Raw genomic sequence first — 19945 nt, 5'->3', positions numbered from 1 at the left:
GTGTGACAAGCTTGCTTCCGCCCTTCCATGATCCTAGCGCGCAGACCTGATGCGATTGATACTAACCCTGGCTGCCGCCGCATACCTGTTGAGTGCGTGCGGCAAGAGCGATTCAGCCGAAGCCCAGCGCCGCGTGCCGCCGCTGGTCAAGCTAGCGCCGGTGCAATCGGTCCGCTTCGTTGAACGGATCGATGCTGTCGGCACGGCGCGCGCGAACGAACAGGTCACGCTGACCGCACCGGTGACCGACCGGATCCTGCGCCTCAATTTCGACGATGGCGCCTATGTCGCGCGCGGCCAGGTGATCGCGGTGCTCGCACAGGGGCAGGAGGCGGCGCAGCTGGCTCAGGCTCAGGCCCGGGCCCGCGAGGCGCAGCAGCAGCTCGACCGGCTCGAGGCGCTCAAGTCGCGGGGTTTCGCGACGCGCAGCGCGGTCGACGCGCAGGTCGCGCTGGCTGGCCAGGCTGCGGGGCAGGCGGCCGAGGCGCGTGCCTCGATCGGCGATCGCGTGGTTCGCGCGCCGTTCGGTGGCTGGGTCTCACTGCGCAACATCTCGGCCGGCGCCGTCGTGGGCGCTGGTGCGGAAATCGCGACCGTCAGCGACATCAGCCGCATCAAGCTTGATTTCTCGGTCCCCGAGACGCTGCTGTCGCGCGTTCAGCCCGGCCAGCCGATCGAGGGGGTTGCGGCCGCCTATCCGGACCAGCCGTTCCGCGGGACGATCGCAACGATCGATCCGGTGCTCAATCCGCAAAGCCGCGCGGCTACCGTCCGCGCCGTCCTCGCCAATGGCGACCGGCGGTTGAAGCCGGGCATGCTGCTGACCGTGGCGGTCGAGTCCGCTGCGCGCACGGCACCCGCCGTGCCCGAGCTTGCCGTGGTGGGCGAGGGCGAGCAGACGTTCGTCTTCGTGATCGAGAATGGCAAGGCCAAACGGGTGAAGGTGATAACAGGCCTGCGCCAGAACGGCATGGTCGAGATCCGCCAGGGCATCGCCGCGGGTCAGCGCGTCGTAACCGAAGGCGTGGTCAAGATCGCCGATGGCCAGGCCGTTCGCCCCGGCCCGGCCGGGCGCGGCGCCGGCACGCCCGCGCCTGAGAGCGAGGCGCGCGCACGTGGCAAGGGCAGCCCCGCCGGCAAGAGCGGCGGCTGATGCAGCTTTCCGACGTATCTGTCCGGCGGCCGGTCTTCGCCGCCGTGATGGCGATCCTGCTGACGATCGTCGGTTTTGTCGCCTATCTCAACCTGTCGGTTCGCGAATATCCCGACACCGATCCGCCGGTCGTGTCGGTGCAGACCGCTTATACCGGCGCGGCCGCGACCGTGATCGAGGCGCGGATCACGCAGCCGATCGAGGAAACGCTTGCGGGGATCGAGGGGATCGAAACGATCACCTCGCGCTCGCGCGACGGCGTGTCCGACATTTCGATCGAATTCCGGCCTGGCCGCGACATCGACTCCGCTGCCAATGACGTCCGTGATCGGGTCGGCAGCGTGACGGAAGATTTGCCGGAAGAGGCGCTCGCACCCGAAATCCGCAAGGTCGATGCCGATGCCAGCCCGATCCTGTTCGTGGTCGTGTCCCGACCCGGCTGGACCCAGCTGCAGCTGTCGGATTATGCTGACCGCAACCTTGTCGATCGGTTCAGCACGATCGATGGCGTCGCACGGGTGTTCGTCGGCGGTGAAGCACGGCCATCGATGCGGGTCTGGCTGGATGCGACGCGGCTGGCGGGGTTCCAGCTGACGCCGGCAGAGGTCGAGACGGCGCTGCGTACCCAGAATGTCGAGCTTCCCGCCGGGCGGCTGGAGTCTCGGCAGCAGAACGTCACGTTGCGCGTCGATCGCCCGTTCGGGTCCGTGGAGAGCTTCACGCGCCTGATCGTCGGTCGCGCGCCGGACGGCTATCTGGTGCGTCTGGGCGACGTGGCACGCGTCGAGCAGGACGCGGAGAACCCCTACAACACCTTCCTCTATAACGGGCAGCCAGCGATCGGATTGGGCGTCGTCCGGCAATCCGGCGCCAACACGTTGGCGGTGGCCGACGCCACCAAGCAGGCGATGGCCGAGATGCAGAAGGACCTGCCCGAGGGCATGTCGATGTCCATCGGATCGGACGATTCGCTGTTCATCGCGCGCGCGATCGAGGGCGTTTGGCATACCCTGGCCGAAGCGGCCGTGCTGGTCGTGCTGGTGATCTTCCTGTTCCTGGGGTCGTGGCGCGCCACGCTCATCCCGGCGGTCACGGTGCCGATCTGCCTGCTCGGCGCATTCGCGGTGCTGTGGGCGTTCGGCTTTTCGATCAACCTATTGACGCTGCTGGCCTTCGTGCTCGCCATCGGCCTGGTGGTGGACGACGCCATCGTCGTGCTGGAAAACGTCTATCATCGGATCGAAGAGGGCGAGCCGCCGCTGGTTGCCGCGTACAAGGGAACGCGGCAGGTCGGCTTCGCGGTGATTTCGACCACGCTGGTCGTCTGTGCGGTGTTCGTCCCGATCTGCTTCCTTGCGGGGCAGACCGGCCTGCTGTTCCGCGAGCTTGCGGTGGCGATGATCGGCGCCGTCGCCTTTTCCGGCTTCCTCGCGCTCAGCCTGACGCCGATGCTGTGCTCGAAACTGCTCAAGCAGGAGAAGCGCGGGCGTTTCACCAGCTGGCTCGAGGACAAGTTCGAGCGTACCGAGCGCTTCTACGGCAAATGGCTCGACCGCGCGATCGACCGCCCGCTCATCCCGATCATCGGTGTGGTGGCGTTCCTGGCGGTTGCTGGCCTGGCTTTCGCAACGCTCAAGTCGGAGCTGGTCCCGGCCGAGGATCAGGGCATGGCGCAGGTCCAGCTGAACGCACCAGAGGGTACCGGTTTCGACCAGATGTATCGCTACGCGATCGGCGTGCAGGAAAAACTGCTGCCGTTGATCGGGGAAGGCGCGGTTCGCACGATCATCACTCGCGTTCCGGCCGGGTTCGGCGGCGGCGACGACTTTAACAGCAGCAACTTCGTCGTGTTCCTCAAGCCGTGGGAAGAGCGCGAAACGACCACCGCGCAGGTGGCGCAACAGATCAACCGGATCCTGGCGGACGAGCCGGCGGTGCGCGGCAATGCGCAAGTTCGGTCCGCGCTTGCCCGCGGACGCGGTCAGCCGATCGGCTTCGTGCTGGCCGGAACGACCTATGAAGGGCTGATCGCGGCGCGCGATCGCATCCTTGCGACGGCAGCCAGCAATCCCGGCATCGTGAACCTCGATTCCGATTACAAGGAGACCAAGCCGCAGCTGCGTCTCGACGTCGACACGACACGGGCCGGCGACTTGGGCGTGTCAGTAAACGACGTCAGCCAGGCGCTGCAGACGCTGCTCGGCTCGCGCCGCGTGTCGACCTATGTCGATCGGGGCGAGGAGTATCGCGTGATCGTCCAGGCCGATGCGCCGAACCGCTCGACCATCGCCAACCTCGCGCAGATCAATGTAAAGGCGCGCGACGGCACGCTGATCCCGCTGTCCAACCTGGTGACGACGCGAGAGGTTTCGGGCCCGCGCGACCTTGGCCGCTTCAACAAGCTGCGCGCGATCACGCTGTCCGGCGGGCTGGCCCCGGGCTACTCGCTGGGCGAGGCGCTGACCTTCCTTCAGGAACAGGCGGCGAGCTCGCCCGAGATCGTGGCGGTGGGCTATCGCGGCGAGAGCCAGTCGTTCATCGAGACGGGCGGGTCGATCCTGCTGGTGTTCGGCCTGACGATCCTCATCATCTACCTTCTGCTTGCCGCGCAGTTCGAAAGCTTCGTGCATCCGGCGGTCATCATCATGACCGTCCCGCTTGCGGTGGCGGGCGGGATGATCGGCCTGTCGCTGTTCGGCAAGACGCTGAACCTCTACAGTCAGATCGGCATCGTCATGCTCGTGGGCCTTGCGGCCAAGAACGGCATCCTCATCGTCGAATTCGCCAATCAGCTGCGTGACGAGGGCAAGTCGATCGCCGAGGCAATCCGGATGGCCTCGGCGCGACGTCTGCGCGCGATCATGATGACGTCCATCGCCACCGCGGCAGGTGCTGTCCCGCTGATGATCGCAAGCGGCGCGGGCGCGGCGGCTCGGCAGGCGATTGGCGTCGTCATCGTGTTCGGCGTGGTGCTGGCGACGCTGATTACGCTGTTCCTCATCCCGATCCTGTACAGCAGGCTTGCGAAGTGGACCGGTTCGCCCCAAGCAGTGGCGCGCGAGCTCGACACGGCCATGGAGGCCCCGCAGCCCGCCGAGTGACGAACCACATCTTGGGTAAAAGCCGGGGGAGTGAATGGAGATCGCGTCCAAAGGTCAGTTACGCCTTGCCTTCCTGCGTTGGGCAATCGTCACCGTCCCGCTCATTCTGCTGCTTGGCTTCGCGTCCGGCCGACTGGTGCCGAGCGGCGAGGAAAACACCTGGTATCAGCTACTGCAGAAGCCGGCGGTGACGCCGCCGGGCTGGGTGTTCCCGGTCGCATGGTCGATCATCTACGTGCTGATGGGCCTGGCACTCGCTATCGTCATCAATGCCCGCGGATCAAGGTTGCGGCGGCCCGCGTTGATCCTGTTCGCGCTCCAGCTGGCGGCGAACCTTGCCTGGACGCCGTTGTTCTTCGGGGCGCATCAGCTGTTCTGGGCGCTGGTGCTGATCGTCGCCATCTTCCTCGTCGCGCTGGCGACGACGCTGATGTTCGGGCGGATCCGCCGTGCCGCCGCATGGGCGATGGTGCCGTATCTCGCCTGGCTGTGCTTTGCTGGCACGCTCAACTACCAGATCCACAGGCTGAACCCGAACGCGGTGACCCTTGTGCCCGGGGGGCAGGCACCCCAGATCAATCTTTAGTTTATTCGAGGTTTCAATGCAGAGCGACAACCGGGTGTTCGACGATTTCGTCAAGTTCGTTAACGGTGCGGCCGGCACCGTCGCGGGTATGGCCCGTGAAGGCGAAGCGGCTGCGCGTGAACGGTTCAAGGGCTTTGTCGGCGGCATGGACTTCGTCGCGCGCGACGAGTTCGAGGCGGTGAAGGCCATGGCTGCCGCCGCGCGTGACGAGAACGATGCCCTGCGCGCACGGATCGAGGCGCTGGAAGCCAAGCTCGTCGGCGGTGTAGCGGCACCGACGGTCAAGCCCGCCAGGGCGAAGAAGGGCGACGCTGACCCCGCGCTTTGACAGCGGCCTTTTTCCACACCTATTTCCGCTTCGTTCACCATGACCGCTTGTGCGGTGCAGCGCGGTCGTGGCACCCACGACGTCGCTTGGAACCGGGTGTAAAGGGCCGGGCGGAGGAATGACCGGATGCTCGACGAGAGCGAATATGAGCGCGACGATGCCGCGCCGATCGACATGCTCGAAAACTACTATGCCGCGCATGGCTGGAGCCATGAGCGCGAGGATGACGAGATCGTCGCCCGGGTAAAGGGCAGCTGGACCGAATACGAGCTGCGCGCGATCTGGCGCGAGGACGACGGCGTCCTGCAGTTCCTCGCCTTTCCTGACGTGCGCGTCGCGGACGAGCGGCGCGGCGACATCTACGAGGCGATCGGCCTCGTCAACGAGCAGCTGTGGGTCGGCCATTTCGAACTGTGGTCGTCGAGCGGCATCCTCCTGTACCGCCACGCGGCGATGATCGGCGGCGACGAGGGCGGGGCGATGACGCTGGCCCAGACCGAATTGCTGGTGGAAAGCGCGATCGACGAGTGCGAGCGCTTCTACCCCGTGTTCCAGTTCGTGCTGTGGGGCGGCAAGTCACCCAAGGATGCACTCGCCGCCGCGCTGATCGAGACGCAGGGCGAAGCATGAGCATCGCCAGGCTGTGGCTGATCGGCTGCGGCAATATGGCTGGCGCGATGCTGCGCCGCTGGATCGAGGCGGAGGTGGTGGCGCCGAACGACGTGTTCGTCCTCGACCGGTATCCGCTGTCGCTGCCCGCTGGGGTCCATCAAGGCACGGCGCTGCCCGAGGGCGAGCTGCCCGATGCAGTGATGCTGGGCGTCAAGCCGCAACAGCTTGACGAGGTGGCGGCGACGCTCGCCCCGCGGCTTGCGGGCGTGCCGCTGCTGCTGTCGATCCTGGCCGGTGTGGAGGAGCCTGCGCTGGCCGCGCGCTTCGATGCCGGCGCCATCTTCCGTGTCATGCCCAATCTGCCCGTCGCATTCGGCAAGGGCGTGGTCGCGCTCAATTCGGCGAGCGCCGATGACGCTGCACGCGCTGCGGTCGGAGCGATGATGGCGCCGTTGGGTCAGGTCGAATGGATCGCGGCCGATCAGTTCGACGCCGTCACGGCGCTGGCCAGCTGCGGGCCGGCCTTTGTCTACCGGTTCATCGATGCGATGGCCGAGGGAGCGGCGGGGCTTGGCCTGCCGGCCGACCAGGCGCTCCGGCTTGCGCTTGCGACGGTCGAGGGGGCCGCCGTCATGGCCGCTGCGTCGGACGATACGCCTGCCGTGCTCGCCGACAAGGTAGCCAGCCCCGGCGGATCGACGCGGGAGGGGCTGAATGTGCTGGACGCCGACCAGGCGTTGCAAAGCCTGCTGGCCAGCACGCTGGCTGCTGCGGCGCGGCGCAATGGCGAGATGGCGGCCGCCGCCCGGGCCGCGGGGGAACGCGCGTAACGTTAAGCCGTTGAAGCGCCGAAACCCCTTTCATGGAGGCGATGATGGCGACGACGACGCGGGCCCGCGACAACAAGGGCGGGAACAAGGACGAAGGCAACTGGAACGGCTTTGGCGCGATCGCCGGCGCGGTAGCCGGTGGTGCCGCATTGGGCGTGCTGGCGATGCTTGGCCGCAAGGCGGCGGTGCAATCGCCGACGCTGCTGGCCGGCGACTGGATGGACGGCCTGATCGCCGAGCACAAGATGGTGCTCAAGCTGTTCGACGCGCTCGAAGCGACTGACGACAACGCTGCCGGCCGACGCACGATGTTGCTCACGCAGATCAAGCACGCGCTGGCCAAGCACGCGCTGGAGGAAGAAAATGTGATCTACCCCGCGCTGCGCGAGGCGGGTCGGATCGAGGAAGCGGACGAGCTGACGCGCGAACATGGCTATGTGAAGCAGTATCTGTACGAGCTGGAGAACATGCCGAACACGAGCCCCGCCTTCCTCGAAAAGGTGCGCAAGTTCCGCGCGGACCTCGAGGACCATATCCGCGAGGAAGAAACGGACCTGTTCCCCTCGCTTCGCACCCAGAGTGACGAAGCGAAGAACAAGCATCTCACGATCGCGATGAACAAGGAGGGGTACAAGCTCGCCTGAGCTTGGCCCCGGCTATCGCCCGAGTGCCGAGACGCGTATCCGCTCGGCCTCGGGGATCAGGCTTTCCAGCACGGACCAGAACCCGCCAACCGCACCCTGGCCGGCGCTGGAATAGGCCGCCGCCATCTTGTCGCGCAGCGCGGCGAACAATTCGGCTTCGAGCGCTGCGCCCTCGGACGTCAGTCGCAGCAGCCGCTGTCGGCGATCGGCCTTGCCCGGGCGCGTCTCGATCAGCCCGCGATCCGTCAGATCCGTCAGCACGCGCCCGAGCGATTGTTTCGTGATCGCGAGCAGCGCGATCAGCTCGCCGACCGACAGATCCGGCTGACGCGCCACGAAATAAAGCGCGCGATGGTGGGCGCGTCCCAGCCCTTGTGCCGCCAGCCCTTCGTCGATCGACCGCGTCAAATGGCTGTAACCGAAGTACAACAGCTCGACCCCACGGCGGATCTCGGTCTCGCGCAGGAACAGTGGGGAAGCGGTTGGGACAGCCATGTTGACCTGTTTTGCCATCCCGCCTAGGCCTGCGCAACCGTTGATCAGCAGGGGAGTAGAGGCGTGAGCAGCCAGTCGTTCGAGTTCGAGGCGAACCCTACGCCGGTTGACGCGAGCGAGCGTGGTCGCGTGCTTGAGGATCCCGGCTTCGGCAAGGTGTTCACCGATCATATGGCGATGGTGCGCTGGTCCGACGACAGGGGCTGGCATGATGCGAAGGTCATGCCGCGCGGCCCTCTGCTGCTCGATCCCGCCACGGCCGTGCTGCATTACGCTCAGGAGATATTCGAGGGGCTGAAGGCCTATCGTCTGGACGATGGCGGCACCGCGCTGTTCCGGCCACTCGAAAACGCGCGCCGCTTCCGCGAGTCGGCTCAGCGGATGGCGATGCCGGAACTGCCCGACGACCTGTTCCTCGGTTCGATCGAAGCGCTGGTGAAGGCCGATCGCGACTGGATACCGTCCGGCGACGGCAGCTCGCTTTACCTGCGGCCCTTCATGTTCGCGAGCGAGGTCTTCCTGGGCGTGAAGCCGGCCTCCGAATATCTGTATCTCTGCATCGCGTCACCCGCCGGCAACTACTTCAAGAGCGGCGCGCCCGCGGTCAGCATCTGGGTGTCGGATCATTACACGCGCGCGGCGCCGGGCGGCACCGGCGCGGCGAAGTGCGGCGGCAATTACGCGGCCAGCCTGGTCGCCCAGCGTGAGGCGATCGCGCAGGGTTGCGATCAGGTCGTGTTTCTCGACACCGCCGAACGGCGCTGGATCGATGAGTTGGGCGGCATGAATTTGTTCTTCGTGTTCGACGATGGCAGCATCCTGACGCCGCCGCTCGGCACCATCCTGCCCGGCATCACGCGCGATTCGATTCTGACGCTCGCCCGCGATCAGGGCATAACGGTGCGCGAGGCGCCCTATGCCATCGACCAGTGGGAAGCGGACGCGCGCAGCGGCAAGCTGGTCGAGACCTTCGCCTGCGGCACCGCGGCGGTGGTTACGCCCGTCGGTACGGTGAAGTCGCGCGACGGGGCGTTCACGATCGGCAGCGGTGGCCCGGGTCAAGTGACGCAGGCGCTAAAGGCCCGGCTCACCGCAATTCAGCGCGCGCAGGCCCCCGATCCGCACAACTGGGTGCATCGTTTCGGCTAACCCTCTTTTCAGGTCGGTTCTCACGCTCTAAGGGCGTCGGACCGACCGTGCTGGGGCGTAGCCAAGCGGTAAGGCAACGGCTTTTGATGCCGTGTACCGAAGGTTCGAATCCTTCCGCCCCAGCCAAATCCACATCGATGTTCAGGCGGCGAAGGTCTCCGCGTCCACGGCGTAGAGCATTGCCGCGTCAGCCGTCGCCGCAGCCTTGAGGCCCAGGGCCTCCGGCACGATCTGCTGCACATAGAAGTCGGCGGCCGCCTGCTTCATGGCACGGAACGCTGGATCGACATTGGCCTGCTCGACGGCACGGCGCTGCTGCTCCATTAGCCAGCCGCAAGTCGCGACCGACAGCATGGTGAGAAACGGGTAGCTGGCGGCGAGCCGGTCGTCGCTTTCCACGCTCAGCAGCCGCCGCGCCGCCTCGTCGCACGCAGCGATCAGCGCGATCAGTCGTACATCCTGCGCTTGCCCCCGCATTTCGCCGGTCAGCGCGAACAGGGCCGCGCCGGCGTCGCCCGTAAGCTTGCGCCCGACCAGGTCGGCCGCCTGGATGCCGTTGGTGCCTTCGTAAATCGGCGTGATCCGTGCGTCGCGGAAATGCTGGGCGGCACCGGTCTCCTCGATATAGCCCATGCCGCCATGGACCTGCACGCCCAGGCTCGCGACTTCGTTGCCCAGGTCGGTGCCATGGGCCTTGGCGAGCGGGGTGAGCAGGTCGAGCCGCGCCTTGGCAGCACCATCGCCGGCGTTGGCGCGGTCGAGCTGGCCGAACGCATAATAGACCAGCGCCCGCGCGGCCATGGTCTGCGCCTTCATGCGCAGCAGCATGCGGCGCACATCGGGATGTTCGATGATCGCGGTCGGCTTGCCTTCGCGATAGCCCTGCACACGCTCGCGGGCATAGGCGACGGCGCGCTGTGTGGCACGTTCGGCCACCTGCACGCCCTGCAGCCCGACATTCAGCCGGGCATTGTTCATCATCGTGAACATGGCGCGGATACCGCCGAATTCGGCACCGATCAGCTCGCCGATGCAATCGTCATGATCGCCGAAGCTCAGCACGCAGGTGGGCGAGGCATGGAGGCCCATCTTGTGCTCGATCGACACGACACGGACGTCGTTGAAGCTGCCGGGCGTGCCATCGTCATTCAGTCGGAACTTGGGCACCAGGAACAGCGAGATGCCTTTGGTCCCGGCCGGTGCGTCCGGCGTGCGCGCAAGAACGAGATGGACGATGTTATCGGTGAGATCATGGTCGCCGAACGAGATGAAGATCTTCGTCCCCTTGATCGACCACGTTCCGTCGCCGCGCGGCTTGGCCATCGTCTTCAGCGCACCGACATCACTTCCCGCCTGCGGCTCGGTCAGGTTCATCGTGCCGGTCCACGCGCCGGTCGAGAGCTTCGGCAGATAGGCCGCCTGCTGCGCCTGCGAGCCGTGGTGCATCAGCGCCTCGATCGCGCCGACATTGAGCGTCGGGCAGAGGGCAAAGCCGCAATTGGCCGTCCCCAGCGTCTCGAGCACTGCGGTGGCGAGGCTGATCGGCAGTCCTTGCCCGCCAAAGGCTTCGGGCGAGCCGATCGTGCCCCAGCCGCCTTCGACATAGGCCTGATATGCCGCCCGATAGCCCTCGGGCATCACCACGCCGTCGCTCGTCCATTTCGCGCCGATCGTGTCGCCGGCCCGGTCGAGCGGTGCCCATTCACCCGCCGCGAATGCGCCCGCGCCGTCAAGCACGGCGTCGACGATGTCGCCATCCACGCCAAGGCTGCTGAGGCCCGCGACGGTATCAAGCACGAATCGTTGTTCGGTAGCGGCAGGGGTGAAGGTCATCGGGCTACTCCAGCATGGCGGCGCGGCACAGGCCGCGGCGCAATCCGGCGCGTGGCGTGGAGGGGTCTCCATGCGCCACGACCGGGTCGGCGCCGCCTGCTCGTGCAGCGGTCGATTGCCTTTTGTCGCCTTGGTCGCTCGCTGTCAGCAACGAATGAAGCCGGCCGGCGATCAACTCGCCGACCGGCAATCCTGTCCGGACTGCGCGCCGATCAGTCGCGTGCCCCGGCCGGCGCCATGGTCAGCTTCACCCGGACGCGACCGATGCCCCAGAACGGGCGATCCTTCATCCGGCCTGTGTAGAGCAGGGTGAAGGTGCCATCCGGTTCGGGCACCAACCCCAGCGCGGTGCGCACGTCGGATGACCAGTTGCTCGCTTCGCTGGTCTGCACGATCAGCGACCGGCCCTGATGCCAGCGGATACCATCCCGCGAGATGCTGTAGCCGACCGAATTATTCGCCTTGACCGGGATATCCGGCTGGTTGGGGGCAAAGTGGTTGTTGTCGTATACCGCGATATAGTGGCCGTTGGGCAGGCGGTTGACGATCGGATTTTCGATGAACAAACTTTCGATCGGGGAGGGTTGCTCGCTCGGAACCCGCTTCCAGGTGCTGGACGTAAGGCGCGGCGCGGTGGCGACGCCGACCTGCCATGGCGAGACTGGGAAGTGGTTGTGGCTGCCGTGCAGCGCCACCCATTTATTGCCGACGCGATAGGGGAAAAAGGAATCGAGCCCCTGCTGACCTTCCCAAAGCGCGGCGTCCTTGCCGCCGGGCGCCATCGCAATGCCGACATCCTTGAACGGACCGCCGATGCCCTTGCGACCCGGGACCTGGGATACCGCGCGGCGGGCCACGCCCTCATAGTCCATGTTGAGCGCTTCGCCACGGGCGCTGTTGCCGCCGCGATAGGCGATATAGAACAAGGTCCAGCGGTCGGCCTGTTCATCGAAGACCATCGCCTGCATCCACACTTCCGACATGGAATTGTTCGGCGAGCGGCCCGGCTTGCTCTCAACCACCGTGCTCTGCCGCGTCCAGCGGATCGAATCCGGGCTGCTCCAGTGGGCAATGCGCATGTCGAGGTGCGGACGGCCGAACATTTCCGAGATGAACAGGTGGTACGTGCCGTCGACCTTGACCGTGACGCCCGTTTCGAAGCCTGACTTGTTGCCGGCCAGTCCGGTTTGGTCGGGACCGATCACCGGCGCGGGTTTTTCCTCGATCACTTCCAGCCGCTCGCGGAAGCTGTCGTCGCGCCGATCCAGATCGTAATTCTGGGCGCCGGCGGGCAGCACAGTCGCGACGACCGAAGCGCCGCCGATCGCCAGTGCCATGGCAAGCCCGGCGATCCTGCCCTGTCGTCTCTGCTGCTGCATCGCCATCGTCAATCCTCTCGCTGGTGAAGTCGTATGATGAATGACATATTGGCTACCATGAGGCAAGGCGGCCGGTCGGCTGCACTGATGCTGGCCGCTGTTGGGCGTCGGCGCCGCAGTGACAAAAACATCGCACGCGCTGGACCAAATGTCGTCTGCCGGTTGGCCGGAGCGCCGGTGCGCGGTAAGCATTGCTTCGGACTGGAGGGGCAATGAGGGGACTGCGCGCAGCATCTGCCGATCCGCGGCACCGATCGGCGTTGCAGCGATGATCATGACCGGCGCGCACGACGACTTTCTGGTCGCCCTGTCGATCGGTATCGCGATCTTCGCCTCCTATACCGCGCTGAGCCTCGCGGGCCGTATTCGGGCATCGCGGCAGCGGGCGCGCCGCGTGTGGCTCGGCGCGGCGGCGGTGACGCTGGGCGGCGGTATCTGGGCCATGCATTTCGTCGCGATGCTGGCGTTCAGCATGCCGGGCATGACCATCAGCTATGACGTTGGGCCGACGCTGCTTTCGCTCGCCCTTGCCATCGGCTTTACCGGCGCTGGCCTGGCGACCCTGAACTGGCAGCAGGTCACGCCCGCCCGCACCGCGCTGGCCGGCGCGCTGATTGCGACCGGGGTCGTCGGGATGCATTACCTTGGCATGGCAGCGATGCGCATGCCGGCAGCGCTACGCTACGATCCGGTATGGGTCGCGATCTCGATCGTCATCGCGCTGGTCGCGGCCACTGCGGCAGTGTGGCTGGCGTCGCGCGACCGCAAGCTGCCCCAGCGGATCGCAGCGGCGGTGGTGATGGGCGCGGCGATCGCCGGCATGCACTATGCGGGCATGTACGCCGCGACGTTCACGATGGCGGGCATGGACGATGCGCAGGGACTTGCCAGCGTCGGCCAGACCTATCTGGCGATCACGATCAGCTTTCTCACCAGCCTCATCTTGCTCCTCTCGCTCGGCGCGGCGCAGCTTGAACGGGTGTTCCAGCGTGCCGCGCGGCGCGAGGCGCGGATTGCCCTGCGATTGCAGGTGGCCGACATTCTGCGCGGGCGCAGCGCAGAGGTGGCGCTGCCGGAGGTTGCGGCGTTGATGGGCGCGCATTTCGGCGTGACCAGAACCGGCTTCGGCGACCTCGACCCGCTGGAGGACGTGTTCGATTACAGCACTTGCTGGACCGACGGCAGCGCGCCGCCGCTGCTCGGCCGCTTTCCCGCCGCCGCGTTCGGGCCAAAGATCGTCGCTGCGCTCACGGCGGGTCGGACGGTGGCGATCGGCGACCTGTTTGCATCTGACCTTAGCGACGAGAGCCGTACGCAGGCGACGGCGCGCGAGGTGGACACACGGGCAATCCTGGTGGTGCCGTTCGTGCGCGGCGGGCGGCTGCGCACGATCGTCTATCTCAACGATCGCAAGCCGCGCCACTGGCGGGCCGATGAGATCAGCTTCATGGAGGAGATCGCAGAGCGCGTCCGGCTGGTGATCGAACGCAGCGCGGTCGAGGATCAGCTGCGCGAACTCAACGCCAGTCTGGAGATGCGCGTCGAGCAGCGCACGCGCGAGTTGCAGCGGGCGGAGGCGGGCCGTCGCGCCGCCGATGCGCTGTACCGCGCCTATTTCGAACATACGCCCGATCCGCTCTCAGTCATTGCAGTCGGCGTCGACGGCGAATTCCTGATCGAGCAGATGAACCCGGCTCACGAGGCTGCATTGGGCGTGAGGCTCGACGCGATCCGTGGCAAGCGCCTTCAGCAATGCCTGCCACCCCGCATCGCGCAGCGAATGGTTCGGGCCTATCGTCACATCGTCCAGACTCGTGAAATCGCCCATTATCGCCACTCGTTCGTGGTCGGGGGCGAGCCGCGCCACTGGGACACCACCCTGGTACCGTTGTCGGAGGAGGGCCGGGTCACTCGAATCGTCGCATCCAGCCGCGACGTGACACGCCAGGTTGCGGCCGAAGAGGCGCTGCGGCAGGCACAGAAGATGGAGGCGATCGGCCAGCTGACCGGCGGTGTTGCGCACGACTTCAACAATCTGCTGACCCCTATCCTCGGTTCGCTCGACCGGCTCCACCGCAAGGGCGTCGTGGACGAGCGCGATCGCAGGTTCGTCGCCGGTGCGCTGCAATCGGCCGAGCGCGCCCGTACGCTGATCCAGCGGCTGCTGTCCTTCGCCCGCCGGCAGCCGCTGCAGATCGCGCCGGTCGATGTCAGCGAACTGGTGCGAAGCATGGCCGACCTCATCTCAAGCACGATCGGCCCGCAGATCAAGGTGGCGGTCGACGCCCCCGCTGGCGTGCCCGCGGCCACCGCGGATGCCAACCAACTTGAAATGGCGTTGCTGAACCTTGCCGTGAACGCCCGCGACGCGATGCCGCAGGGCGGGCAGCTGCGGATCGGCGTGTCTCATGCCGTGATCGGCGAGGGGGACATGCGCGAACTCGGCGCGGGCCGCTACATCTGCCTGTGCGTCGCCGACACTGGCGTGGGCATGGATCAGGAAACACAGCGCCGCGCGATCGAACCGTTCTTTTCGACCAAAGGCGTGGGGCAGGGAACGGGGCTCGGACTGTCCATGGCGCATGGCCTCGCCGCGCAGCTGGGCGGTGCGCTGACGATCGACAGTCAACCAGGGGCGGGCACGCAGATCATGCTGTGGCTTCCGGAAAGCGTGGATGCGGCACAATCGGGCGCTGGCGGGGCAGAAGCTGACGAAGCGCATGCGTTCAGCGGCACCGTCCTGTTGGTGGACGATGACGAACTGGTCCGCGACTCCGCTGCGCAGATGTTGCGCGACATCGGGCTTACCGTGACCTGCGCCGCATCGGCAGCGGCGGCGCTTGATCAAGTCGATGCCGGGATGAGGCCCGATCTGCTGGTCACGGATCATCTCATGCCGGGAATGACCGGCTCCTCGCTCGCGCTGCAGCTGCGCGAACGGCTGCCGGGCATTCGACTGCTGATCATCTCGGGCTATGCCGATGCCGGGGACATCGACGACAGCCTGCCGCGGCTCAGCAAGCCGTTCGTGCAGGCCGATCTGGTTGCCGCCTTGCGCGACCTTGGCTGAGCGCCGCGCGCGGAGCGCATATTGCCTCGCCGCGTCATGCTGGATACGGGAACGCCGCCCCGCATGGTGCCGGGCCAAGGCACGGGAGGGCCCATGCGTCTGCGATCGCTGCTGTTCGTTCCGGCTGACCGTCCGGATCGCATGGACAAGGCGCTGGCAAGCGGCGCCGATGCACTGATCCTGGACCTTGAGGATTCGGTCACGCCCGCTGCGAAGCCGCAGGCGCGTCAGGCGGTCACGGCGTTCCTGGCACGGCCGCATCCCGGCGTCGGACGGTGGGTGCGGATCAATCCGCTCGACTCCGGCATGGTTGCCGACGATCTCGCCGCCGCACAGGGCGCCGACGGCATCGTGCTGCCCAAGGCGCAGTCTGGTGAGAACGTGGCGCGGCTGGACGCGATGCTGGCGGGTGTCAGTGCCCGCATCCTGCCGATCGCGACCGAAACGCCGGCCGCGATCTTCGGCCTTGGCAGCTATGCAGGCTGCTCGCCGCGCTTGTCCGGGCTTACCTGGGGCGCGGAAGACCTCCCCGCAGCGATCGGCGCCATATCCTCGCGTGAGAGCGACGGCAGCTACACGCCGCCTTACGAGATGGTTCGCGCGCTGACGCTGTTCGGGGCACATGCGGCCGGCGTCGCGCCGATCGAGACGGTCTATCCCGATTTTCGCGACCTCGAGGGACTCGAACGCTATTGCGGCAGGGCGCTGCGTGACGGCTTTACCGGCATGATGGCGATCCATCCGGCACAGGTGGACGTCATCAACCGCGCCTTCACGCCGAGCGAGGCGGCGATTGATCAGGCACGGCGCATCGTCGCCGCCTTTGCCGCCAATCCGGACGCAGGCGCGCTGCAACTGGACGGCAAGATGATCGACGCGCCGCACCTCAAGCAGGCGCGGGCGCTGCTCGCGCGCGCAGGGGCGGCGTGACCGGCGCCTTTCACCATCAGGATCTTGAGCGGCTGCGTGCCGCTGGCCGCTATCGCAGCCTGACCCCGCGCACCGGCATCGACTTCGCCTCCAACGATTATCTGGGCCTTGCCGGCGACCAGCGGCTGCGCGACGCGGTGAGCGACGCAATCGGGCAGGGCGTGGCGATCGGATCGGGCGGATCGCGTCTGCTGCGCGGCAACGATCCCGAGATCGAGATGCTGGAGACCGAAGCGGCAGCAATGTTCGGCAGCGAGGCGGCGCTGTTCTTCTCGACCGGCTTTGCCGCGAACGTCGCGCTGCTGGCGACGTTGCCGCAGCCAGGCGATCTGATCGTTCACGATGCGCTGGTCCATGCCAGCATGCACGACGGGCTGCGCCTCGCGCGCGCGCATGCCGTCGCTGCCGGCCATAACGACGCGCAAGCCATCGAGGATACGATCCTGCGCTGGCGAGCTGACGGCGGCACGGGCACGCCATGGATCGCGGTCGAGAGCCTCTATTCGATGGATGGCGATGTTGCGGATGTGGCGGCGTTGGCCGACATCGCCGATCGCCACGACGCCATGCTGCTGATCGACGAAGCGCATGCCACCGGCGTGTGGGGGGAAGGTGGACGCGGCATCGCCGCTTCGCTGGAGGGGCGCTCTAACGTCATCACGCTGCACACCTGCGGCAAGGCGCTGGGCTGCGAAGGTGCGCTGGTCACCGGGCCGCGCATCTTCATTGACTTCCTGGTCAACCGCGCGCGCCCTTTCATCTTCTCGACGGCGCCATCGCCGTTGATGGCGGCTGCGGTTCGCGCCGCGTTGCGGATCGTGCAGGACGAACCGGCGCGCCGCGACCGGCTCGCCGCGCTGATCGCCCATGCCGAGCGGGTGCTTGCCCCGCTAGGCGTCAAGCCGACCGGCTCGCAGATCCTGCCGCTCGTCATTGGCGAAGACACCGCAACCATGGCCCGCGCCGCCGCGGTTCAGGCGCGCGGCTTCGACGTGCGCGGCATCCGTCCGCCGACTGTCGCGCCCGGCACGTCCCGACTGCGCATCTCGCTGACGCTGAACGCCACCCATGCCGATATCGATGCGCTGGCCGAGGCGCTGGCATGATCGTCGTGACAGGAACCGATACCGGCGTCGGCAAGACCGTCGCCTCGGCCGCGCTCGCCTGGCGCCTGGGCGCAAGCTATTGGAAGCCGATCCAGGCTGGGTTCGATGACGGCAGCGATACGGCGACCGTGGCCCAATTGTCCGGGGCACAGGTGTTTCCCGAAGCCTATCGCCTCAACACCCCCTGTTCCCCGCATCGCGCTGCCGAGATCGATGGCATCGTCATCGACCCGGCTTCCCTGAACCCGCCCGCCGGGCGCGTGGTGATCGAGGGGGCGGGCGGCGCGTTGGTGCCGGTCACGCGCGAGCTCCTCTACGCCGATCTGTTCGCGCGCTGGCAGCTGCCGACCGTGATCGTCGCGCGCACTGCGCTCGGGACGATCAATCACAGCTTGCTGACGATCGAGGCCTTGCGCGCACGACAGGTGCCGATCGCCGGCTTTTTGTTCGTGGGCGAAGAGGTGCTCGACAGTCAGGCGACGATCTGCGTCATCGGCCAGGTTCGCTCGCTCGGCCGTCTGCCGGTGCTCGATCCGCTGACGCCGCAATCGCTTCAGGGCGCGGCCGCCGCACTCGACCTGGACGGCCTGTGACGTCGCCGGTCTGGCACCCGTTTACTCAGCATGGCCTGAACGAGCCGGTGCCGCTGGTCACGCATGCAGAGGGTGCGGCGCTGTTCACCGCCGATGGACGGCGGGTCATCGACGCGATCTCGTCCTGGTGGGTGACCACCCATGGCCATTGTCACCCCCGCATCATGGCCGCGATCCGGCAGCAGGCGAGCACGCTCGACCAACTGATCTTTGCCGGCTGGACGCACGAGCCGGCCGAGACCGTCGCGCGCGACCTCGTAGCGATGATGCCGCGCCCGCTCGACCATGTCTTCTTCTCCGACAGCGGGTCGACCAGCGTCGAAGTCGCGCTCAAGATGGCGCTCGGCCATTTCGCCAATCGTGGCGAAGACCGTCACCGCATCGTGGTGATGGAGGGCAGCTATCACGGCGACACGATCGGCGCGATGTCGGTCGGCGCGCGTGGCGTCTTCAATCGCAGTTATACGCCGCTGCTCTTCGACGTGGACGTCATCCCGTTCCCGGAGCCAGGCGCCGAACAGGCGACACTCGACATATTCGAGCGCCTCTGCGCGGATCGTCCGGCCGCACTCATCGTCGAACCGCTATTGCTCGGCGCAGGCGGCATGCGGATCTATGCTCCCTCGGTGCTCAGGGACCTGCGTCAGCTTTGCGCGGCACACGGCGTGCTGTTCGTCGCGGATGAAGTGATGACGGGCTGGGGCCGCACCGGCACGCTGCTTGCCTGCGAACAGGCCGGGGTCGTGCCCGACCTGCTCTGCCTGTCCAAGGGGCTGACTGGGGGATCGCTGCCGCTCGCCGTCACCATGGCTACGCCCGACATTTTCGAAAGCCATCGCTCGACCGATCGGGCGACGATGTTCTTCCATTCGTCGAGCTACACCGCCAACCCGATCGCCTGCGCTGCGGCCGCCGCGAACCTCGCCATCTGGCGCGACGAACCGGTGCTCGACCGGATCGCCGATCTCACGCGCCGCCAGGCCGTTCAGGCGCAAACCCTGGCAGGAAAAGTAAACAATCTCCGTCAGATCGGAACAGTTGTGGCAATGGAGTTTCAGGATCGATCAGGCAGCTACCTGTCCGATCTTGGACCTCGACTGCTGAACTTCTTCCGCGAGCGCGAGGTGCTGCTCCGACCGCTCGGCAATACCGTCTATGTCATGCCGCCTTACTGTATCTCCGACGACGATCTCGCGCGCATCTATGCCGTGATCGACCAGGCGCTGGCGCTCTAGCCTTCCAACTCGCCCCGGTGCCGCGCCGCCAGTGCCGTCAGCCACTCGACGAATGCCTCGACCTGCGCGAAGTGCCGCGTCTCCTCATGCGTCACCAGCCAGAAGCTGCGGCGCAGCACGATGTCGGGCAGCACGCGCGCAAGTGCGGAACTGGAATCGCCAATGAAGCAGGGCAGGACCGCCACCCCCGCGCCATAGGTCGCCATGCGGAACTGCGCGTTGATGCTGGACGATCGCAACTGCGGCTCATGCGCGCCCGGTATCTCGTCGAGATAACGAAGTTCCGGTGCATAGAGGATGTCGGGCACATAGCCGATCAGCCGGTGCTGGCGAAGATCGCCAGCGGTATCGAGCGGTGGGCTGTTCGCCAGATAGTCGCGGGAAGCGTACAGCCGCAGCCCATAATCGGCGAGCTTGCGCGTGATCAGCGGCCCACGGCGGGGACGGGCCAGCAGCACGGCGATGTCCGTTTCGCGTCGCGATGGGCTCAGGAAACCGCTCGACGCGACCAGGTCGACCGACAGGCCGGGATGCGCGTCGGCAAGGGTGCCGAGATGTCGGCTGACGAACCAGGTGCCGAACCCTTCGGATACGCTGACCCGAACCGTGCCACGCACGGGTCCGCCCTGCTCGGGATGGCGCATCGCGGCGGCGGCCCGCTCCATCTCGCGCGCGTGGGTCAGCAATCGTTCGCCGGCGGGCGTCAGCGTCTGTCCATCTGGACCCTGCTCGAACAACCGCTCGCCAAGCGATTTCTCCAGCCGCCGCAACCGCCGCCCGGCGGTGGTGGCGTCGATCTCAAGGGCCTGCGCGGCCTTGGCCAGTTGGCCGTTACGCGCCACAGCGAGGAAGATCGGCAAATCGCTCCAGTCCATAGCTGCAAATATGCAGCACGTGCCTG

Annotated in this window: 17 protein-coding genes and 1 tRNA gene; 14 read left to right on the top strand and 4 right to left on the bottom strand. The window is 66.7% G+C overall.

Annotated features, from left to right (window positions below; translation table 11 throughout):
- The first annotated feature begins 49 nt into the window (after positions 1-49).
- From BFL28_RS06235 to BFL28_RS06205, 7 genes are all read left to right on the top strand, one after another.
- The gene (locus BFL28_RS06235; RefSeq protein ID WP_069319725.1) at positions 50-1153 is read left to right on the top strand and encodes an efflux RND transporter periplasmic adaptor subunit; all 1104 of its coding nucleotides are present in this window, start codon (positions 50-52) and stop codon (positions 1151-1153) included.
- Complete coding sequence (locus BFL28_RS06230) at positions 1153-4254, top strand: efflux RND transporter permease subunit (RefSeq protein WP_069319724.1); 3102 nt, start codon at positions 1153-1155, stop codon at positions 4252-4254. The genes BFL28_RS06235 and BFL28_RS06230 overlap by 1 nt, the downstream gene beginning before the upstream one ends.
- A 34-nt stretch (positions 4255-4288) precedes the next feature.
- Positions 4289-4840 carry a TspO/MBR family protein gene (locus BFL28_RS06225; RefSeq protein ID WP_069319723.1) on the top strand — a complete coding sequence of 184 codons (552 nt, stop codon included), beginning with the start codon at positions 4289-4291 and terminating at the stop codon, positions 4838-4840.
- 16 nt (positions 4841-4856) lie between these two features.
- Complete coding sequence (locus BFL28_RS06220) at positions 4857-5168, top strand: accessory factor UbiK family protein (protein ID WP_069319722.1); 312 nt, start codon at positions 4857-4859, stop codon at positions 5166-5168.
- Positions 5169-5294: 126 nt separating this feature from the next.
- Positions 5295-5798: a type III secretion system chaperone family protein gene (locus tag BFL28_RS06215; RefSeq protein ID WP_069319721.1), complete on the top strand. Its 504-nt coding sequence runs from the start codon at positions 5295-5297 to the stop codon at positions 5796-5798.
- Positions 5795-6610, top strand: a complete 816-nt coding sequence (gene proC, locus BFL28_RS06210; protein WP_069319720.1) for a pyrroline-5-carboxylate reductase — start codon at positions 5795-5797, stop codon at positions 6608-6610. The genes BFL28_RS06215 and proC overlap by 4 nt, the downstream gene beginning before the upstream one ends.
- A 44-nt stretch (positions 6611-6654) precedes the next feature.
- Positions 6655-7254 (top strand): hemerythrin domain-containing protein, encoded by a 600-nt coding sequence (locus BFL28_RS06205; RefSeq protein WP_069319837.1) that lies wholly within the window; start codon positions 6655-6657, stop codon positions 7252-7254.
- 12 nt (positions 7255-7266) lie between these two features.
- Here BFL28_RS06205 and BFL28_RS06200 read toward each other — a convergent pair whose 3' ends face one another.
- Positions 7267-7749 carry a MarR family winged helix-turn-helix transcriptional regulator gene (locus BFL28_RS06200; protein WP_069319836.1) on the bottom strand — a complete coding sequence of 161 codons (483 nt, stop codon included), beginning with the start codon at positions 7747-7749 and terminating at the stop codon, positions 7267-7269.
- Positions 7750-7812: 63 nt separating this feature from the next.
- Here BFL28_RS06200 and BFL28_RS06195 point away from each other — a divergent pair, with 63 nt between their 5' ends.
- Entirely contained in the window at positions 7813-8898 is a 1086-nt protein-coding gene (locus tag BFL28_RS06195; protein WP_069319719.1) for a branched-chain amino acid aminotransferase, read from the top strand.
- Between the two features lie 51 nt (positions 8899-8949).
- Positions 8950-9024: transfer RNA gene (locus BFL28_RS06190), tRNA-Gln, on the top strand.
- A 15-nt stretch (positions 9025-9039) separates the two neighbouring features.
- Here the strand turns inward: BFL28_RS06190 and BFL28_RS06185 are convergent.
- A complete protein-coding gene (locus BFL28_RS06185; protein ID WP_069319718.1) occupies positions 9040-10731 on the bottom strand; it encodes an acyl-CoA dehydrogenase family protein in 1692 nt (563 codons plus the stop codon).
- Between the two features lie 212 nt (positions 10732-10943).
- Entirely contained in the window at positions 10944-12116 is a 1173-nt protein-coding gene (locus BFL28_RS06175) for a glycoside hydrolase family protein (RefSeq protein ID WP_079246965.1), read from the bottom strand.
- A gap of 268 nt (positions 12117-12384) precedes the next feature.
- On the opposite strand from BFL28_RS06175, the gene BFL28_RS06170 reads away from it, so the two are divergent.
- The 5 genes from BFL28_RS06170 (at position 12385) to BFL28_RS06150 (ending at position 19044) form a co-directional block, all read left to right on the top strand.
- Positions 12385-15180 carry an MHYT domain-containing protein gene (locus tag BFL28_RS06170; RefSeq protein WP_173655688.1) on the top strand — a complete coding sequence of 932 codons (2796 nt, stop codon included), beginning with the start codon at positions 12385-12387 and terminating at the stop codon, positions 15178-15180.
- Positions 15181-15273: 93 nt separating this feature from the next.
- Entirely contained in the window at positions 15274-16110 is an 837-nt protein-coding gene (locus tag BFL28_RS06165; RefSeq protein WP_069319715.1) for an HpcH/HpaI aldolase/citrate lyase family protein, read from the top strand.
- On the top strand, positions 16107-17216 hold the full coding sequence (locus BFL28_RS06160; protein ID WP_069319714.1) for an 8-amino-7-oxononanoate synthase: 1110 nt from the start codon (positions 16107-16109) through the stop codon (positions 17214-17216). Before BFL28_RS06165 ends, BFL28_RS06160 begins: the two co-directional genes overlap by 4 nt.
- Positions 17213-17809, top strand: a complete 597-nt coding sequence (gene bioD / locus BFL28_RS06155; RefSeq protein WP_069319713.1) for a dethiobiotin synthase — start codon at positions 17213-17215, stop codon at positions 17807-17809. Before BFL28_RS06160 ends, bioD begins: the two co-directional genes overlap by 4 nt.
- The gene (locus BFL28_RS06150; RefSeq protein WP_069319712.1) at positions 17806-19044 is read left to right on the top strand and encodes an adenosylmethionine--8-amino-7-oxononanoate transaminase; all 1239 of its coding nucleotides are present in this window, start codon (positions 17806-17808) and stop codon (positions 19042-19044) included. Before bioD ends, BFL28_RS06150 begins: the two co-directional genes overlap by 4 nt.
- Here BFL28_RS06150 and BFL28_RS06145 read toward each other — a convergent pair.
- The gene (locus BFL28_RS06145; protein WP_069319711.1) at positions 19041-19919 is read right to left on the bottom strand and encodes a LysR family transcriptional regulator; all 879 of its coding nucleotides are present in this window, start codon (positions 19917-19919) and stop codon (positions 19041-19043) included. The two genes, BFL28_RS06150 and BFL28_RS06145, sit on opposite strands and share 4 nt — an antisense overlap.
- Positions 19920-19945: the final 26 nt, after the last annotated feature.

Source organism: Sphingomonas turrisvirgatae, from assembly GCF_001721295.1.
Lineage (GTDB): Bacteria > Pseudomonadota > Alphaproteobacteria > Sphingomonadales > Sphingomonadaceae > Sphingomonas > Sphingomonas turrisvirgatae.
Note: the sequence above shows the minus strand (reverse complement) of the source record. Positions and strands in the feature narration are given on the sequence as shown.

Bases quoted from the DNA above. Each gene is read 5' to 3' on its own strand.
- BFL28_RS06165 (WP_069319715.1), top strand. From the start codon at position 15,274: ATGCGTCTGCGATCGCTGCTGTTCGTTCCGGCTGACCGTCCGGATCGC.
- BFL28_RS06170 (WP_173655688.1), top strand. From the start codon at position 12,385: ATGACCGGCGCGCACGACGACTTTCTGGTCGCCCTGTCGATCGGTATC.
- proC (WP_069319720.1), top strand. From the start codon at position 5,795: ATGAGCATCGCCAGGCTGTGGCTGATCGGCTGCGGCAATATGGCTGGC.
- bioD (WP_069319713.1), top strand. From the start codon at position 17,213: ATGATCGTCGTGACAGGAACCGATACCGGCGTCGGCAAGACCGTCGCC.
- BFL28_RS06220 (WP_069319722.1), top strand. From the start codon at position 4,857: ATGCAGAGCGACAACCGGGTGTTCGACGATTTCGTCAAGTTCGTTAAC.
- BFL28_RS06175 (WP_079246965.1), bottom strand. From the start codon at position 12,116: ATGGCGATGCAGCAGCAGAGACGACAGGGCAGGATCGCCGGGCTTGCC.
- BFL28_RS06205 (WP_069319837.1), top strand. From the start codon at position 6,655: ATGGCGACGACGACGCGGGCCCGCGACAACAAGGGCGGGAACAAGGAC.
- BFL28_RS06185 (WP_069319718.1), bottom strand. From the start codon at position 10,731: ATGACCTTCACCCCTGCCGCTACCGAACAACGATTCGTGCTTGATACC.
- BFL28_RS06230 (WP_069319724.1), top strand. From the start codon at position 1,153: ATGCAGCTTTCCGACGTATCTGTCCGGCGGCCGGTCTTCGCCGCCGTG.
- BFL28_RS06200 (WP_069319836.1), bottom strand. From the start codon at position 7,749: ATGGCTGTCCCAACCGCTTCCCCACTGTTCCTGCGCGAGACCGAGATC.
- BFL28_RS06215 (WP_069319721.1), top strand. From the start codon at position 5,295: ATGCTCGACGAGAGCGAATATGAGCGCGACGATGCCGCGCCGATCGAC.
- BFL28_RS06225 (WP_069319723.1), top strand. From the start codon at position 4,289: ATGGAGATCGCGTCCAAAGGTCAGTTACGCCTTGCCTTCCTGCGTTGG.
- BFL28_RS06145 (WP_069319711.1), bottom strand. From the start codon at position 19,919: ATGGACTGGAGCGATTTGCCGATCTTCCTCGCTGTGGCGCGTAACGGC.
- BFL28_RS06235 (WP_069319725.1), top strand. From the start codon at position 50: ATGCGATTGATACTAACCCTGGCTGCCGCCGCATACCTGTTGAGTGCG.